Raw genomic sequence first — 16,743 nt, 5'->3', positions numbered from 1 at the left:
AAAGATGGGATTATTTAGTGGATTTGTGAAGGATATGGGAATAGATTTAGGAACAGCAAATACTTTAGTTTATATAAAGGGTAGAGGAATTGTAGCTAGAGAACCTTCAGTTGTAGCAATACAGACTAATACTAAACAAGTATTGGCAGTAGGTGAAGAAGCTAAAAAGATGATAGGAAGGACACCAGGAAATATTGTAGCTATTCGACCATTAAAAGATGGAGTAATAGCTGATTTTGATGTTACGAAAAGTATGTTGAAATATTTTATAAGAAAGGCATCGAAAAAAAGAAATTTATTTCAGCCTAGAGTTGTAGTATGTGTACCTAGTGGTGTTACAGAAGTTGAGAAGAGAGCTGTTGAAGAAGCAGCAATCCATGCTGGAGCAAGGGATGCTTATTTAATTGAAGAACCAATGGCAGCAGCCATAGGTGCTGGATTACCTGTACAAGAACCAACAGGTTCTATGATAGTAGACATTGGTGGTGGTACTACAGAAGTTGCCATTATATCATTAGGTGGTATCGTTACATCTAAATCCATTAGAGTAGGTGGAGATGAATTAGATGAGTCTATAGTTAGTTTTATAAAAAAAGAATATAGTCTAATGATTGGAGAACGTACAGCAGAAGAAGTTAAGATAAATATAGGTTCTGCAGATGCAAATTCTGAGATGACTACAATGGATATTACAGGTAGAGATATGATTTCTGGACTGCCTAAGACCATAAGCATAAGTTCGGATGAAATATATAATGCTCTAAAAGAGCCTGTTCACAATATTTTAGAAGCGATAAAATCTACATTAGAAAAGACACCGCCAGAGTTGGCTTCAGATGTAATGGAGTTAGGTATAATGTTAACAGGTGGGGGAGCACTTTTAGAAGGCCTAGACAGATTGATTATGGAAGAGACAGGTATGCCAGTGCATATTGCTGAAGAACCATTGGATTGTGTTGCAATAGGTACAGGAAAAGCATTAGACAGTATAGAAGTTCTTAAAAAAACCCTTTCAAATAATAAAAGAATAGGTTAGTGGTGATATTATGTCCTTTTTCAATAGGAATAAAGAAAGAATAATTGTAACGGCAATTGCTATTATTCTAATTGTTCTAATAGGAGTTACTAGTACTGAAAGAATGGCTTTAAGTAAAATTGAGATGGTAATAGGTAATGTTCTTACACCTATAGGGAAGGTATCAAACTCTATAGGTAAAAACATTTCTAGCTTTTTTGCGGGCGTTAAAAATATTGGTAATTTAAAAGAAGAAAATGAAGGTTTAAAAAAACAGGTGGCTAAACTAGAAGAAGAAAACCGAAGCTATTTAAATATTATAGGAAAAACTGATTATCTTAAAAATGAAGCTAAAATCTTAGAAAAGACAAGCTTTAAATTAACTTCTGCTCAAGTAGTAGGAAAGGAGCCAGGTAATTGGTTTGATAGATTTACCATAGATAAAGGAATAAAAGATGGAATTAAAAAAGGCAGTACAGTAGTTCAAGGAATTGAAATTGAACAGAACACCATAGTTGAGGGAGTTGTAGGACGTATAGCAGATGTTGGAGATAATTGGGCAAAGGTAATTGCTATTGTAGATGAAACCAATAGCATTGCCTTTATAAACTTAAGAACTCAAGATAGTGGTGTTATATCTGGTAGTCTAGATGGACAGGTTACAGGATATTTTTTTGATAATAAGGCTGATGTAATAAAAGGAGATAAATTGTTTACATCAGGTCTTGGGGGAACTTTTGCTAAGGATATATATATTGGTGAGGTAGATGAAGTAATAGATGCCGAGGAAGAGCTGATGAAAAAGATAACAGTTAAACCTGCTGTGAACTTTAAAAAGCTGTATAAAGTTTTTATAATTGATTAAAATTGAGGGATGAATATGATTGTCTTAGTACTATCTTTAATAACTTTGTTAAATCTTTTTTTACAAAGCTCAATACTTCCATATATAAGTATATTTGGGGTTGTACCTAATACAGCCCTTCTTATAATTATTTGTATTGCCTTATATAAGGGAAGAATTTATGGAGGAGTAGTGGGACTTATTATTGGTATAATACAGGATATTATATTTAGTCCTGTTTTAGGTATAAGCTCATTTATCTATTTTTTTGTGGGCTATCTAATAGGTTTAGTTCAAAATAAATTATCTAAGGATAATATTTTAATACCTATACTATTTTCTATTCTAGGAACAATATTTTATAGTTTCTCATACTATATATTTATGTTTTTCTTATCTCATGAAATTCCTTTTTTATACTTTGCAAGAGATGTATTGATTATAGAAATAATATACAATATTATTTTATGTATTCCTATATATAAAATTTTCTCGAAGATTTTTGTTGTACCAAAAATAAGATTTGGTAGTAGGTAGAGGTGAAGCAAATGAACTGGTTGGAAAAGATACTTAATAGATATAATATTGTCACGTATATCGTTATTTTTCTTATGTTTCTTTTATCCTTTAGATTAGCCACTTTAACTATCGTAAAGGGTGATGAGTATAGGGATATGGCAGATAATAAAAGATTAAAAGAAATATATGTTTCTGCCCCTAGGGGAGAAATAAGAGATCGATATGGAAGGCTTTTAGCTGGGAATAAACCTAGTTTTACTGTACAGCTTTTAAAAGATGAATTAGATATAAAAGATAAAGATAAAAAGAATGAGGCTCTATTATCTTTAGTAAGATTATTGGAAGAAGACGGAGTTTCCTACATAGATGATTTCCCAATTAATTTAAATAGCTTTAAATATAAGGCTGAAAAAGATTATTTTGAGGAAAGCCTAATGCCTGATGATAAGGTAGTGGATATTATAATCAACCACAACCTTATAGGAGAATTACTTGAAGCTTCATATATTCATCAGGAATATCAAGAACACTACAAGTTTTCCATAATAGAAAAAGCTATAAATGCTTTAGAAGATAAAGATATAGAGGTTACTAGGGAAGGACTTATGGTTGGTGAACTAGTAAGGTTGATAAATAACGATAAAATAATCATAAGAAAAATAATAGACCACCCAATTTCAAGGAAATTGACATATGAAATATTAACTAAAAAGAATTTAGCTGAAAATATTATTATGGAAGAATATTCGTTAAGTTATGATGAAGAATATAAGGAACAAAAAAGGAACTTAATGAATTCCTATCCAGAAGTTACAGCTAAGACAACGGGTAAACAGGACTTTGTCAACATTGTTATGAAGACTTCCATTAATAATATTTTAGAAAAGGTAATAGAAAAAGAAAATGACAAGGGAAAATCTGAAATCATAGTACCTGGAAAAATATTGTTGGATATGGTTTTAGAAAAGAATCCAAATGTACCTATAAAGATAGAATTAAGTGAAGATAGTTCTAATGTAATTTATAAATATTTAGGTAGTGATGATATAGGAGATAAATCATCAACAGATATTTTAGTAGAATACGGTAAAAAAGCAGGTATTATGGAAGAATTCATAACTAGTGATGATATAAAAACATTGGCACAGGAACAACTATTAAATAATGGAATAAATCCGAAGATTTCCATTGCAAAAGATTTTGAATATGTCTTTATCAATAACAAGAAAAGATGGTATAATGAGAATAATATAGATGAAGAAAGTACAGTTAGGGAAGCCTTTGAGGCTTTAAAAGAAAAATATAAGATATCTAAAGAGCTAAGTAGTTATGAGGCTAGGTCTATACTTACATTATATGAAGTTCTCAATAAACAAGGACATTTTGCATATCAGCCAATAAATATTGCCTATGGCATAAAGAATTCTACAGTAGCAAAAATAGAAGAAGGATTATCTGATTTACCTGGTATACAGGTTTCTATAGAACCTGTTAGATATTATCCAGAAAAATCTACAGCTGCCCATATATTGGGGTATTTAGGTAAAATTAGTCAGCCTAATGAAATTAAAAAGTATGTAGATGAAAATGGATATTCCCCTAATGATATTATAGGTAAAACTGGAGTTGAGGAAAGCTTTGAAGACGTTTTAAGGGGAGAGAATGGGATAAAAAGAGTTGAAGTAGATGCACTTGGAAATACAACTAATACTTTAGATGAGAAAAGCCCAGTACCAGGAGACAACCTTTATTTAACCATAGATTTGAAGTTGCAAAAACTTGCAGAAAGCGTATTGCAGCAAACGTTAGAAAAAGTTCAAGTTGGTGGAACTTATGAAAGCCCATGGGGCAATTATAAATTTGGTACTAACAGAAAAAAGGGTAGACCTTATGTAAACGCCACATCTGGTGCAGTAGTAGCTACCAATGTTAAAACTGGTGAAGTACTAGCTATGGCTAGTTATCCTGCTTATGATCCAAACTTGTTTTCAACGGGAATATCTAATGCAGACTGGTTAAGTTTATTTCCAGAACATGATAAAGATCCTTTAGCACCTAGGCCATTATATAATATAGCAATTCAAACTGCTGTACAACCTGGTTCAATTTTCAAGATGGTAACTGGATTAGCTGGGCTAGAAAAGGGTATGAGCCCTACTAAAGCCATAAGAGATATGGGATATGTTCAAGTTGGAAGTTATACCCCTGGATGTTGGATTTGGAATCAGAGTAGGGGCACCCATGGATATGAGAACTTATATGATGCCATCAGAGATTCATGTAACTATTATTTTTATACATTAGCCTTAGGAAGAAATCAGAGAACCGGAGAAAATATAGGGGTTAAGCTTGAGCTTGAAGATATAGTAGACTTATCTAAACAATTAGGATTAAATGATAAAAGTGGTATAGAAATAAATATACCTGCAGAAGTATCAGGTGGTGTTCCCGATCCACAACGAAAAGTAATAACTACTAAAGCAATGTTAAAATCCGAATTGCGTGGAAATATAGAAAAATATATAAAAGAAGATACTGTGTTGGACCAAGATACTATTCAAGATATAATAGAAGAGATAGTAAGCTGGACAGAGCTAGAAGAACCATTATCTAGGGGAGAAGTTATTAGAAGACTAGATGCTTTTGGATTAGAGCCAGAAAAGAAGTTGCTAGGAAAAAAAGAAGGACTAGCTGATAGAATAAAATTTAGTTATTTACAACAAGCTGGATGGAATATATCAGATACTCTAAATGTAACTATTGGCCAGGGTCAAAACTCTTATAGTCCTATTCAGATGGCAAATTATATAGCTACAATATCTAATGGAGGTTATAGACATAAAGCAACCTTAGTAGATAATGTGAAAAATTATAATAATTCTAAGATTATTCTTAATAACGAGCCTGAAGGTGAAAGAATAGCATTAAATAACTATGAAAACTTGGATCATATAAAAAAAGCTATGTTAGCAGTATCAAATGATGGATCTTCTAGAAAAATATTTGGTAAATTTCCAGTACAAGTAGGCTCTAAAACAGGTACTGCTCAAAGAGGAGGGGTAAACCCTTATACTGGGGATACTTATGATGATTTCGCATGGTTTGTTGCCTTTGCACCTTATGAAGATCCTGAAATAGCAGTATCAGTAGTGTTATTTCAAGGTGGTAGTGGAGGTTATGCAGGACCAATGGCAAGAGATATTATTGCAGAATATCTAGGATTAAATGCAGTTGGAACTAAGGAATCCCTACCTTTTAAAAATAGCTTATCAGAATAATATAAAACTTACTTAAATTATTGTGGAGGTAACTTAGAAAGTGAAAGATGACTTAATTAGTTTTAAGGGTGTTAAGGAAGGTGTCTTTTTAAATATTGATGGAGTAGATCTCTTAACCATAAAAAAAGAATTAGATAAAAAGATGAAAAATGCTTCAAATTTTTATAAGGGAATAAACTTATTGGGTATTAAATCTAAAGGATTATCTTATGAAGACTTGGTGGAGTTAAGACTGATTTTAAAATATAAATATGATCTGGTAGTCTCTGACGATGACTTACCAGATTACATACTTAATCCTACATTAAAAGCTGATAAAGACAATGTAGAGCTGGAACTTAAAGATAATACTAAATTTGATGGTATTGATTGTGGAATGACAAGATTTATAAATGGAACCTTAAGATCAGGACAAACTATTGACTATGATGGTAATATAGTTATAATAGGAGATGTAAATCCTGGAGCACTTATACAAGCTAAGGGGAACATAATTGTCCTTGGTACAATTAGGGGGGTTGCTCATGCTGGAATAGGCGGAAATTTTAATGCCATAGTGGCTGCCTATAATTTACAGCCTATGCAGCTAAGAATTGGGGATATAATTGCTAGACCACCAGATAAAGAATTAGAGATATATAAAGTTCCGGAGGTAGCAAAGATTAAAGAGGGGGAGGTAATAATTGAACCTTATTTACCTAACAAATAATAAAAGGGAGGATAATAAATGGACAAAGAGAAACTAGGAACTGCTATAGTTATCACTTCAGGAAAAGGTGGAGTGGGAAAGACCACCACATCTGCAAACATAGGAACTGGACTAGCACTTTTAGGCAAATCCGTAGTAGTTGTTGATGCTGATATTGGACTACGAAATCTAGATGTTGTTATGGGATTGGAAAATAGAATAGTCTATGATATAGTTGATGTAGTAGAGAAAAATTGCAGACTAAAACAAGCCTTAATAAGAGATAAAAGACATGAAAAGCTGTTTCTTTTACCAGCTGCTCAAACAAAGGACAAGTCTGCAGTTAATCCAGATCAAATGCTTGAATTAGTTAATCAACTAAAAAAAGAATTTGATTATATCATAGTAGATTCACCAGCAGGAATAGAGCAAGGCTTTCAAAATTCAATAGCTGGTGCTGATTTAGCACTTATAGTTACAACTCCTGAAATATCTGCCGTAAGAGATGCTGATAGAGTAATAGGAATACTTGAAGCAAAAGGATTACATAATCCTAAGCTAATAATAAATAGAATTAGACATGAAATGGTTAAAAGAGGAGATATGATGAATATTGATGATATTATAGACATCTTGGCCATAGATTTAATAGGTATAGTACCAGACGATGAGGCCATAGTCATATCTACAAATAAAGGGGAACCAGTAGTTATAGATGAAAAAGCGTTATCAGGAAAGGCCTTTAGGAATATAACCAAAAGAATAACAGGGGAAGAAGTAGAATTGCTAAACTTAGATGTTGGTGAAGAAGGAAAATTAAGTAAAATTCTAAAAGTGTTATTTGGTAAATAAGGGGGGAGTTTCTTGGAACTATTTAAATTATTTGGGAAAAAAGATGAGAAGAGTAAAAATGTAGCTAAAGAAAGACTTAAATTAGTATTGGTACATGATAGAGCAGATCTTTCACCAAAGTTCTTAGATATGATTAAAGGTGATATAATTAGAGTAATATCCGAATATGCAGATATAGATGAGGCTGGACTAGATATAAAACTAACGAGAATGAAAAGGGATATGGATAGTTCTACAATCTCTGCATTAGTAGCAAATATACCAATAATAAAAGTAAAAGAAGATAAATAAAACTATATATAAAAAGTTTAATATTGATAAACTTTATACTATATAGTATAATTAATGCATATAAATAACTAAAGAGAAATTAGGAGGTTTGAAATGAACAAAAAGGTATTAGCATTAGGATTATCAGTAGTTTTAACTACTGCTGTTTTCACAGGATGTGCTAAGAAAGGTGCAACTCCAGTAGATGAGAACAAGCCAGTTACAGAGGTATCAGGAGAAGCAAATGAAAACTTAGTAGATGGTACTTATCTAGTTAAGACAGAAGTAAGTGATCATGGAAACTATTCTATGGCAAAACTGGAAGTAAAGGATGGGCAAGTTGAATCATTAGATTATAATGAGTATTTAGTAGACTCAGGAGAAGCTAAAAATGAATCAAACTATCCTTATGCTGAAGGAATAGCTGTAATTAAAGACTTAAATGCTCAATTCAATGACAAAAAAGATCTTAATGCAGTAGACTTTGATGCAGTTTCAGGTGCAACTAGTACTAAAGGAACCTTTAAAGAGATTACAGGACAACTATTAGATAAAGCATCTAAAGGAGAAGCATACACTTCAGTATATAAAGATGGAGTATATGAAGCTAAGGCTACAGAGGCTAGTCACGGCTGGTTAGCAGAAGTTAAAGTAAAAGTTCAAGATGGTCAAATTACTGGTGTTAACTATGCTGAAATAGCAGTAGAAGATGCAGATGGAGTAAAGGTAGGAGACGTAAAATCAGTAGACAACTATGCTTTTGAGACGACTTTTGAAGTGGCTAAAGCAATGCAAAAATTAATCATCGATAATAATGGAACAGAAAATATTGACGTAGATAGTGTTACAGGAGCAACAAGTACAAGAACTAATGTAATGGAACTTGTAAACCAAGCTTTAAGTGCAGCAAAATAAAAATAAAACCCTAACTTAAAAGTTAGGGTTTTTTCAAATCATATGGAGTGATAGAATAATGAGAAAAATATATTTAAAGCTTGTTATGGTGTTGGCTTTAATAATGATTATAAGTGGATGTACAAAGACAAAAGAACTTGAACCTATTTCTAGGACAGAGTTTTTAATGGATACAGTAATGACTGTAAAGATATATGATAAACCTGATGAAAAGGTTTTAGAAAAAGTATTTTTTAGATTAGAAGAAATAGAAGAAAGAATGAGTGCAACATTAGAAAATAGCGATGTAACAAAAATAAATGAAAGTGCAGGTATAAAACCTGTAGTTGTGAACGAGGACACATATTTTGTTATAAGTGAAGCAAAACATTTTGCTGAAATATCTTCTGGTGCTTATGATCCTACTATTGGGGCTTTGGTAGACCTATGGAATATAAAGGCTGAAGAGAAGGAGAGAGAATCTATCCCTACCATGGAGGATATTGAAAAAATAAAAGCTTATACAAATTATAATAATCTTGAATTATTAGATAATAATCAAATATATCTAAAAGAAAAAAATATGAAGATTAACCTTGGTGGTATAGTAAAGGGGTATGCAACAGATGAAGTAAGAAGGATATTAACTGAAAATGGAGTAAATAAGGCGATAATTGATTTAGGTGGAAATGTTTTTGCTCATGGTAATAAATTAGATGAATCTCTTTGGAAAATAGGGATTCAAGATCCATTTGAATATACTGGAAACTTTTTAGGCGTAATAGAAGTTCAAAATAAGTCCATAGTCACATCTGGAGACTATGAGAGATATTTTAACTATAACGGGAAAAAATATCATCATATCTTAGATGCTAAAACAGGATATCCATCAGATAATGAAATAACGGGGGTAAGTATTATTTCTGATAAATCCATAGATGGAGATGCTTTATCTACCACATTATTTGTTTTAGGATTAGATAGGGGAATGGAACTTGCAAACTCTCTAGAAGGTGTAGAAGCCATATTTGTTACAAAAAGTAAGGAAATCTATGTACCTACAGCTTTAATTGATAAATTTAATCTAAATAATAAGAATAACTCTTTTAACATAAAGGAATACTAATTAATGGTATAAAATCTACTTCAAGTAAATAATATATAGTAATATCGAGGTAGGTGATTTTATGAATAAAAGATATGGCAATCCCCCAAAAAAATATTATAATAAGCAAGTAAATAGACTAATTTTTGTATTAGTTACCTTATTAATCGTACTTTTAATTAAGATGATGAATACTAAGATCACAAATGATATTATTAATATTATTGAAAGAAATGTATATTATGAATTTAGTTTAAAAGAAGATGGGCGAAAAGTAAAAGAGTATCTAGGAAAAGTAGTGGATATATCTATGGAAGCCATAGATGAATTAACTGGACAACTTAATAAACGTAATAAATAGAATGCCTCGGGAATCCCCGAGGCATTCTATTGAGGATTAAAATTTGTCTACTAATATTAGTTGAAAAGTGATAAGATAATAGCTAGAGTATCAATGAAAGGTGGAAACAAATGATTAATCAAAAAAAACTTGATAGAGTTTTAAAAAAGGTAGAAAGGCCAGCCAGATACATTGGAATGGAAGAAAATTCAGTAACAAAAGACTTAGAAAAGGTAAAAGTAAAATTTGCTTTTTCTTTTCCAGATATATATGATGTTGGGATGTCTCATTTAGGGCTTCATATTTTATATAATTTAATAAACGAAGAAGAAAATCTACTATGCGAGAGAGTATTTGCCCCTTGGACAGACATGGAAGCAGAAATGCGACATGAAGATCTTCCGCTTTTTACATTGGAAAGTAAAGAAGAAGTAAAGAATTTTGATTTCTTAGGATTTACCCTACAATACGAAATGAGTTATACAAATATATTAAATATTTTAGATTTATCTAAAATTCCTTTATTATCAAAAGATAGAACAGATGAATATCCATTTGTAATAGCAGGAGGACCCTGTGCATATAATCCAGAGCCTATAGCAGATTTCATTGATTTCTTTGTAATTGGTGAAGGAGAAGAAGTGACGCTGGAAATACTTAAGCTATATAAGGAACACAAAGAAGGACAATGGGATAGAGAAGAGTTTCTAAAGTCAGTTGCTCAGATTCAGGGTGTTTATGTTCCGAAGTTTTATGATGTAATATATAATGAAGATGGAACAATAAAGGAAAGAATTTCTCTTATTGAAGGAATACCAAGTACAATAGACAAGAGAATGATTAAAGATTTAGACTCCATGTTTTCACCTGAAAAGATGATAGTACCATTTATTGAGACTGTCCACGATAGAGTAAGTATGGAAATCTTTAGGGGATGTACACATGGATGTAGATTTTGTCAAGCAGGTATGATCTATAGACCTATAAGAGAAAAATCTGTGGATAAAATAGTAGAATTGGCAGATAAATTAGTAAAAAACACAGGATATGAAAATATCTCCTTATCTTCCCTTAGTTCCTGCGATTACTCAGAACTATATATACTTATTACTAAATTAATGGAGAAGTTTGAAGAAAAGAAAGTAGGGGTATCTTTACCATCTTTAAGACTAGACTCTTTTAGTATAGATATATTAAAGGAAATTGAGAAGGTTAGAAAATCAGGATTAACTTTTGCACCTGAGGCAGGAAGCCAAAGACTTAGAGATGTAATCAACAAGGGAATAACTGAAGAAGATTTAATAAATACTGTAAATTATGTGTTTAAAGAAGGTTGGTCTACTATAAAACTATACTTTATGGTAGGATTGCCTACTGAGACTGATGAAGATGTAATGGGAATAAAAGATTTAGCTTATAAAGTTAAGGATATGTTTTTCGACTTACCTAAAGATGAAAGAAAGGGTAATCTAAAGGTAACAGCTAGTGCTTCTTGTTTTGTACCGAAGCCATTTACTCCTTTTCAATGGGTAGGTCAAGAATCTATGGATGAGTTTTATAGAAAGATATATCTTGTAAAGAATAGCATAAAAGATAATAAGGTAACATTTAACTACCATGATCCTAAATTAAGCTATCTAGAGGCAATAATAGCCAGAGGTGATAGAAGAATATCTAAGCTTATACTTAGGGCTTGGGAAAAAGGTTGTAAATTTGACGGATGGTCAGAGTACTTTAAATATGATACTTGGATAGAGACTCTAAAAGAGCTAAATATAGATGGGGATTTTTATGCTTTAAGAAATAGGTCTTTAGAGGAAAATTTACCTTGGGATTTTATAAATCCAGGAGTATCTAAGGACTATTTAATGAGAGAATATAAAAGATCCCTAGAAGAACAAACTACACCTGATTGCAGACAACAATGTAGAGGATGTGGAATAAAGGGATGTACAATGACAGGTGGTGGAGATAATTGATTTTACGAGTTACATTTAATAAGAAAAATTATTTGAGATATATTGGGCATTTAGATTTAATGAGAGTATTTCATAGGAGCTTTAACAGAGCAGATATTCCTATAAAATATTCTGAAGGATTTAATCCCCATCCTAAGTTTTCCATAGCTCACCCTTTATCACTAGGAATTGAATCTGAAGAGGAATATATGGATGTAGATCTTGAATATATTCCAGCAGAAGAATTTGTGGAAAAAATGAACAGTGTACTACCTAGAGATATTCAGATTATTAAAGCTGTATATTTAGAAAAAGAAGAATCTATAGCCTCTTTAATTGCCTGGGCATTTTATGAAATAAACTTTGATATAAGTGAAGATAGAACGAAAGAAGAAGCAGAAGATATAATTAATACTTGGCTATCTAAGGAAGAGATAATGATTACCAAATTAAAGAAAAAAGGTAAAAAGAAAATTGAAAGACAAGAAAATATTAAAAACCTTATAGGAAACCTAATATTAAAAGAAATAAATGATAACAATATAATAATAGAAACACTATTAAAATCAGGAGATAATGGAAATTTAAAGCCAATAAACTTGATGGAAGCATTAAATAGAGATACGACTCTTAATATAGATATGGATTCTATAGCCATAAAAAGATTAGGTCTATATGCGGAAAAAGATAAAAATATATATAAGCCGTTATAAGATAGGAGAGTTTTTATGAGTTATATTTTTATTGATTCTTTAGATGGATTTCAAAGGGTAGGCATTGTAGAAAATCATAGACTTGTTGAATATCATTTAGAAAAAGAAGAAAAGAAAATAGTAGGAAACATTTATAGAGGTAGAGTAGTTAATGTATTACAAGGAATGGAAGCAGCATTTGTAGACATAGGTGAAGGTAAAAATGCTTATTTATATGTAAAGGATGCTTTACCGAAAGATCTTCTATACAATGGTAAAAGATATAAAATATCGGAAGTAGTTAAATCTGGACAAGAAATAATAGTACAGGTAGTAAAGGAACCTTCAGGAAATAAAGGAGCAAAAGTAACTACTCATATTGAAATACCTGGTAGATTTTTAGTATTTACACCTTTTTCCAATAAAATAAATATATCAAAAAAAATTCGAAGTATAGTTGAAATAGAAAATTTAAAAGAAATGGGAAAAAGAATTATAAAAGATGATATGGGTGTAATTTTCAGAACAGCATCAGAAGGCATAGATGAACCTGTATTAGAAGAAGAATATAATATTTTATATAATATTTATTCTAAAATAGAAAAGGAAAGAAACTTTTTACCCTGTCCTAAGCTATTATATAATGAGCCTAGCCTAGGTTATCAAATAATAAGGGATAGCCTTAATGATGAGACTGAAAAAATCATAGTGAATAATAAGGACGTTTACGATAACTTGATCTTAACTGAGGAAACATTTCCATTTAGATTTTCAGATAGAATGGAACTAGATAAAGACTTCTCTATTAACTATGATATTGAAATTCAACAGGACTTACAAACAGCACTTCAAAGGGTTGTATCCCTTAAATCGGGTGGTTATATAGTTATAGACGAGACAGAGGCATTGACAGTTATAGATGTAAATACTGGAAAGTTTGTAGGAAGTAGTTCCTTAGGGGATACAGTAGTAAGAACTAATATAGAAGCATCCGAAGAAATTGCAAGACAAATTAGACTTAGAGATATAGGCGGTATAATAATAATAGACTTTATTGATATGAAAAATAAGAATGATATTTCTGATGTTTTGTCCATATTGAGAAAACATTTAAAGAAGGATAAGATAAAGACTAACATCATAGATATTACAAAACTTGGCCTTGTAGAATTGACTAGAAAAAAAATAAGAAGATCTTTAGCTAGGGATTTTCACAGAGTATGTCCCAAGTGTGAAGGCAGAGGTCATATAATAGAGTAGATTAGCTATTGACATATATATAAATATTTGTTAGAATATTTGGGTGTAGAGCCGCTCAATCTGGGTTTAAGTCCAATGGCACCCTGTATTGGCGAGACTGGGTTAGAGGAGGTGCTGTATTAATGTACGCTGTAATAGAAACAGGTGGTAAGCAATATAGAGTTCAACAAGGCGATGTTGTTTTCGTAGAAAAGTTAGATGTAGAAGAAGGCTCAAATGTGAACTTTGACAAAGTTCTTTTAGTATCTAAAGAGAATGATGTAGTTGCTGGTAAACCTTATGTTAACGGAGCTAAAGTTGAAGCTGTTGTTTTAGAGCAAGGAAAAGCTAAAAAAATTGTTGTTTTCAAATATAAAGCTAAGAAAAACTCTAGAAAGAAACAAGGACATCGTCAACCATTTACTAAGGTAAGAATCGAAAATATAGTAGGCTAATTATGATTGTAGCTAAAATATTTAGAGATGAAAAAAATAAAATTAAAAAATATACCATAGAAGGACATGCAAACTATGACTCCTATGGAAAAGATATAGTATGTGCTGCTATGTCAGTACTTTCTCAGACTACGTTATTATCCTTAGTAAAGGTTTGTGGTATTGATGAAAAAACTATAAAGTATTCTATAGATGATATAGGATTTCTAAGTGTAGAATTACCTAATAATATAGAAGATGATAAATTAGAGAAGACTCAAATTCTACTAGAATCTTTAGTAGTAGGAATTAAATCTATAATAGAAAGTTACCCAGAGTATGTAACACTCAAAAATGGGGAGGTGTAATTGATGATTAAATTGAATTTACAATTATTTGCTTCTAAAAAAGGAGTAGGTAGCTCCAGAAACGGTAGAGATAGTGAAGCTAAAAGATTAGGCGTTAAAAGAGGAGATGGCCAGTTTGTTTTAGCAGGAAATATCTTAGTTAGACAAAGAGGAACTAAAATACATCCAGGAAACAATGTAGGTAAAGGTTCAGACGATACTTTATTTGCTACAGTTGACGGTGTAGTTAAGTTTGAAAGAAAAGGCAGAGATAAAAAACAAGTTAGTGTTTATCCTGCAGAAGAGTTAGCATAAACCTTAAGCTTACCATTATGGTAAGCTTATATTTTTTATTTTTTTGGAAAAACTATTTCAGATAGGACAATTAGATTGACAGAAGGGGCAAAATTGGTATAATAAATTTAAAAGATTTGAAAATAAAATGAAGAAGTAATAAATGAGGATGATGAGACTATGTTTATAGATGTAGCCAATATACGTGTTAAGGCAGGTAAAGGTGGAGATGGAGTAGTAGCTTGGAGAAGAGAAAAATTCGAACCAGCAGGAGGACCCTATGGTGGAGATGGAGGGAACGGGGGAAGTATAATCCTAAAGGCTGATGAAGGTATTAGGACTCTAATGGACTTTAGGTATAAACGTTCTTATATAGGACAGAATGGTGAAGATGGAAGGTCTAAGAAACAATTTGGTAAAGGTGGAGAAGATATTATACTAAAACTACCTGTTGGAACCTTAGTTAAAGACCAAACCACTGGTGGAGTAATTGCAGACCTTAAAGAAAAGGATCAAACATTTGTTATAGCCAAAGGTGGTAGAGGTGGTAGAGGTAATGCAAGATTTGCAACTGCAACTCGTCAAGCACCTGGATTTGCTGAGCCAGGGAAAAAAGGCGAGGAAAGAAATATAGTACTTGAATTAAAACTTCTAGCAGATGTTGGGCTTATAGGATTTCCTAATGTAGGTAAGTCTACTATTCTATCAATTATTTCTGCAGCTAAGCCTAAAATAGCAAACTATCACTTTACAACTCTTAAACCAAACCTTGGAGTAGTTAGAATCGGAGAGGAGAAATCTTTTGTTATAGCAGATATTCCAGGATTAATTGAGGGTGCCCATGAGGGAGCGGGATTAGGGCATGATTTTTTAAGACATATCGAAAGAACGAGAATTCTTGTTCATGTACTAGATATATCAGGCAGTGAAGGTAGAGATCCTGTAGATGATTTTTATAAGATAAATGAAGAATTAAGTAAATATAATGAAAAATTAAAGGATAGGCCACAGATAATAGTGGCAAATAAAATGGATATACCTGGAGCGGAAGAAGGCCTTGAAAAGATTAAAAATGAATTTGAACCTAAGGGCTATAAAGTGATTTCACTTTCTGCTGCAACTCTAGAGGGTATAGATGAGCTTAAATATGAGATATGGGATTTATTAATGAATACTGAGATTGTTTATGAAACATTTGATGAAGAATTCATGCATGAAGAGGAAGATATGAATGATTCAATAATTGTGAAAAAAGAAGATGGAAAGTATATTGTAGAAGGAGAATTTATAGATAGACTTCTAAGTGCAACGTATTTTGATGATGTGGATTCCCTGAGATATTTCCAAGATATGCTTAGAAAAAAAGGTGTTATAGATGAATTAAGTGACCTAGGCATAAAAGAGGGAGAATCTGTATTTATATGTGGATATGAATTTGAATTTTTTAATTAATGGAGGTTAAAGTATTGAAATGGATTGCTTAAACTGTGGAAACTGTAAAGAAAATCAACCAACATATTATTGTTTAATGAAAAATGAAGTATTGATTAATGATAACTATCAGAGAGAAGAAAAATGTAGAACAGGTTGGAAGAAAGGGAGTACAGACTACGAAAAGCATAGAAGGAATAAGAAAGAAGTGGAAGTCTAAACTAGAGGAGTGAAATATTTGTTAACAGGAAAACAAAGATCATATTTGAAAAGTATTGCACATAACATGGATCCTATATTTCAAGTAGGAAAAAATGGAATAACTGAAAACTTCATTAAACAAGTTGAAGATGCCCTAGAAGCAAGAGAACTATTAAAAATAAAAGTATTAAATAATAGTTTATTAGATGCAACTGAAGTTGCTAATGAAGTGGCGGAAGCTACAAGTGCAGAATTTGTACAAAGTATTGGAAATAAATTTGTAATATATAAGGAATCAGAAGAAAATAAGACTATTGAATTGCCGAGATAAAAGTTTAAACT

General features: G+C 31.5%; 19 protein-coding genes. All 19 read left to right on the top strand.

Annotated features, from left to right (window positions below; genetic code table 11):
- Positions 1-4: 4 nt before the first annotated feature.
- Positions 5-1,036 carry a rod shape-determining protein gene (locus RBU61_RS11400; protein ID WP_308875554.1) on the top strand — a complete coding sequence of 344 codons (1,032 nt, stop codon included), beginning with the start codon at positions 5-7 and terminating at the stop codon, positions 1,034-1,036.
- A gap of 10 nt (positions 1,037-1,046) precedes the next feature.
- A complete protein-coding gene (gene mreC, locus RBU61_RS11395; RefSeq protein WP_308875553.1) occupies positions 1,047-1,880 on the top strand; it encodes a rod shape-determining protein MreC in 834 nt (277 codons plus the stop codon).
- A 15-nt stretch (positions 1,881-1,895) separates the two neighbouring features.
- Positions 1,896-2,396 (top strand): rod shape-determining protein MreD, encoded by a 501-nt coding sequence (gene mreD, locus RBU61_RS11390; RefSeq protein WP_308875551.1) that lies wholly within the window; start codon positions 1,896-1,898, stop codon positions 2,394-2,396.
- An 11-nt stretch (positions 2,397-2,407) separates the two neighbouring features.
- Positions 2,408-5,656 (top strand): penicillin-binding transpeptidase domain-containing protein, encoded by a 3,249-nt coding sequence (locus RBU61_RS11385; RefSeq protein WP_308875550.1) that lies wholly within the window; start codon positions 2,408-2,410, stop codon positions 5,654-5,656.
- Between the two features lie 40 nt (positions 5,657-5,696).
- Positions 5,697-6,365, top strand: coding sequence for a septum site-determining protein MinC (gene minC, locus RBU61_RS11380; RefSeq protein ID WP_308875549.1), 669 nt, complete (start codon positions 5,697-5,699; stop codon positions 6,363-6,365).
- 18 nt (positions 6,366-6,383) lie between these two features.
- The gene (minD, locus tag RBU61_RS11375; protein ID WP_308875547.1) at positions 6,384-7,196 is read left to right on the top strand and encodes a septum site-determining protein MinD; all 813 of its coding nucleotides are present in this window, start codon (positions 6,384-6,386) and stop codon (positions 7,194-7,196) included.
- A gap of 12 nt (positions 7,197-7,208) precedes the next feature.
- Positions 7,209-7,487, top strand: coding sequence for a cell division topological specificity factor MinE (minE, locus tag RBU61_RS11370; RefSeq protein ID WP_308875546.1), 279 nt, complete (start codon positions 7,209-7,211; stop codon positions 7,485-7,487).
- A gap of 93 nt (positions 7,488-7,580) precedes the next feature.
- Complete coding sequence (locus RBU61_RS11365; protein WP_308875544.1) at positions 7,581-8,381, top strand: FMN-binding protein; 801 nt, start codon at positions 7,581-7,583, stop codon at positions 8,379-8,381.
- Between the two features lie 58 nt (positions 8,382-8,439).
- Entirely contained in the window at positions 8,440-9,486 is a 1,047-nt protein-coding gene (locus RBU61_RS11360; RefSeq protein WP_308875543.1) for an FAD:protein FMN transferase, read from the top strand.
- Positions 9,487-9,547: 61 nt separating this feature from the next.
- On the top strand, positions 9,548-9,826 hold the full coding sequence (locus RBU61_RS11355) for a hypothetical protein (RefSeq protein WP_308875542.1): 279 nt from the start codon (positions 9,548-9,550) through the stop codon (positions 9,824-9,826).
- Between the two features lie 110 nt (positions 9,827-9,936).
- Positions 9,937-11,784, top strand: coding sequence for a TIGR03960 family B12-binding radical SAM protein (locus tag RBU61_RS11350; RefSeq protein ID WP_308875541.1), 1,848 nt, complete (start codon positions 9,937-9,939; stop codon positions 11,782-11,784).
- Positions 11,781-12,476, top strand: coding sequence for a TIGR03936 family radical SAM-associated protein (locus RBU61_RS11345; RefSeq protein ID WP_308875540.1), 696 nt, complete (start codon positions 11,781-11,783; stop codon positions 12,474-12,476). Before RBU61_RS11350 ends, RBU61_RS11345 begins: the two co-directional genes overlap by 4 nt.
- 15 nt (positions 12,477-12,491) lie before the next feature.
- Positions 12,492-13,715, top strand: a complete 1,224-nt coding sequence (locus tag RBU61_RS11340; protein ID WP_308875539.1) for an Rne/Rng family ribonuclease — start codon at positions 12,492-12,494, stop codon at positions 13,713-13,715.
- 122 nt (positions 13,716-13,837) lie between these two features.
- Positions 13,838-14,149, top strand: coding sequence for a 50S ribosomal protein L21 (rplU, locus tag RBU61_RS11335; RefSeq protein WP_308875538.1), 312 nt, complete (start codon positions 13,838-13,840; stop codon positions 14,147-14,149).
- Positions 14,150-14,151: 2 nt separating this feature from the next.
- On the top strand, positions 14,152-14,496 hold the full coding sequence (locus tag RBU61_RS11330) for a ribosomal-processing cysteine protease Prp (protein ID WP_308875537.1): 345 nt from the start codon (positions 14,152-14,154) through the stop codon (positions 14,494-14,496).
- A gap of 3 nt (positions 14,497-14,499) precedes the next feature.
- A complete protein-coding gene (rpmA, locus tag RBU61_RS11325; protein WP_154442119.1) occupies positions 14,500-14,790 on the top strand; it encodes a 50S ribosomal protein L27 in 291 nt (96 codons plus the stop codon).
- A gap of 159 nt (positions 14,791-14,949) precedes the next feature.
- Entirely contained in the window at positions 14,950-16,221 is a 1,272-nt protein-coding gene (gene obgE / locus RBU61_RS11320) for a GTPase ObgE (RefSeq protein ID WP_308875536.1), read from the top strand.
- Between the two features lie 19 nt (positions 16,222-16,240).
- Positions 16,241-16,420 carry a hypothetical protein gene (locus RBU61_RS11315; protein ID WP_308875534.1) on the top strand — a complete coding sequence of 60 codons (180 nt, stop codon included), beginning with the start codon at positions 16,241-16,243 and terminating at the stop codon, positions 16,418-16,420.
- A gap of 18 nt (positions 16,421-16,438) precedes the next feature.
- Positions 16,439-16,732: a ribosome assembly RNA-binding protein YhbY gene (gene yhbY, locus RBU61_RS11310; RefSeq protein WP_308875532.1), complete on the top strand. Its 294-nt coding sequence runs from the start codon at positions 16,439-16,441 to the stop codon at positions 16,730-16,732.
- Positions 16,733-16,743 lie beyond the last annotated feature (11 nt).

Origin of the sequence: Tissierella sp. MB52-C2 (assembly GCF_030931715.1) — a bacterium.
In the GTDB taxonomy this organism is placed as follows: Bacteria; Bacillota; Clostridia; order Tissierellales; family Tissierellaceae; genus Tissierella.
The sequence above is the reverse complement of the archived record's forward strand: the minus strand, read 5'-3'. Positions and strand labels throughout refer to the sequence as shown.

Coding starts and splice junctions, on each gene's coding strand:
- RBU61_RS11365 (WP_308875544.1), top strand. CDS start 7,581: ATGAACAAAAAGGTATTAGCATTAGGATTATCAGTAGTTTTAACTACT.
- RBU61_RS11360 (WP_308875543.1), top strand. CDS start 8,440: ATGAGAAAAATATATTTAAAGCTTGTTATGGTGTTGGCTTTAATAATG.
- minD (WP_308875547.1), top strand. CDS start 6,384: ATGGACAAAGAGAAACTAGGAACTGCTATAGTTATCACTTCAGGAAAA.
- rpmA (WP_154442119.1), top strand. CDS start 14,500: ATGATTAAATTGAATTTACAATTATTTGCTTCTAAAAAAGGAGTAGGT.
- RBU61_RS11350 (WP_308875541.1), top strand. CDS start 9,937: ATGATTAATCAAAAAAAACTTGATAGAGTTTTAAAAAAGGTAGAAAGG.
- obgE (WP_308875536.1), top strand. CDS start 14,950: ATGTTTATAGATGTAGCCAATATACGTGTTAAGGCAGGTAAAGGTGGA.
- rplU (WP_308875538.1), top strand. CDS start 13,838: ATGTACGCTGTAATAGAAACAGGTGGTAAGCAATATAGAGTTCAACAA.
- RBU61_RS11385 (WP_308875550.1), top strand. CDS start 2,408: ATGAACTGGTTGGAAAAGATACTTAATAGATATAATATTGTCACGTAT.
- RBU61_RS11355 (WP_308875542.1), top strand. CDS start 9,548: ATGAATAAAAGATATGGCAATCCCCCAAAAAAATATTATAATAAGCAA.
- RBU61_RS11340 (WP_308875539.1), top strand. CDS start 12,492: ATGAGTTATATTTTTATTGATTCTTTAGATGGATTTCAAAGGGTAGGC.
- mreC (WP_308875553.1), top strand. CDS start 1,047: ATGTCCTTTTTCAATAGGAATAAAGAAAGAATAATTGTAACGGCAATT.
- mreD (WP_308875551.1), top strand. CDS start 1,896: ATGATTGTCTTAGTACTATCTTTAATAACTTTGTTAAATCTTTTTTTA.
- RBU61_RS11315 (WP_308875534.1), top strand. CDS start 16,241: ATGGATTGCTTAAACTGTGGAAACTGTAAAGAAAATCAACCAACATAT.
- RBU61_RS11330 (WP_308875537.1), top strand. CDS start 14,152: ATGATTGTAGCTAAAATATTTAGAGATGAAAAAAATAAAATTAAAAAA.
- RBU61_RS11400 (WP_308875554.1), top strand. CDS start 5: ATGGGATTATTTAGTGGATTTGTGAAGGATATGGGAATAGATTTAGGA.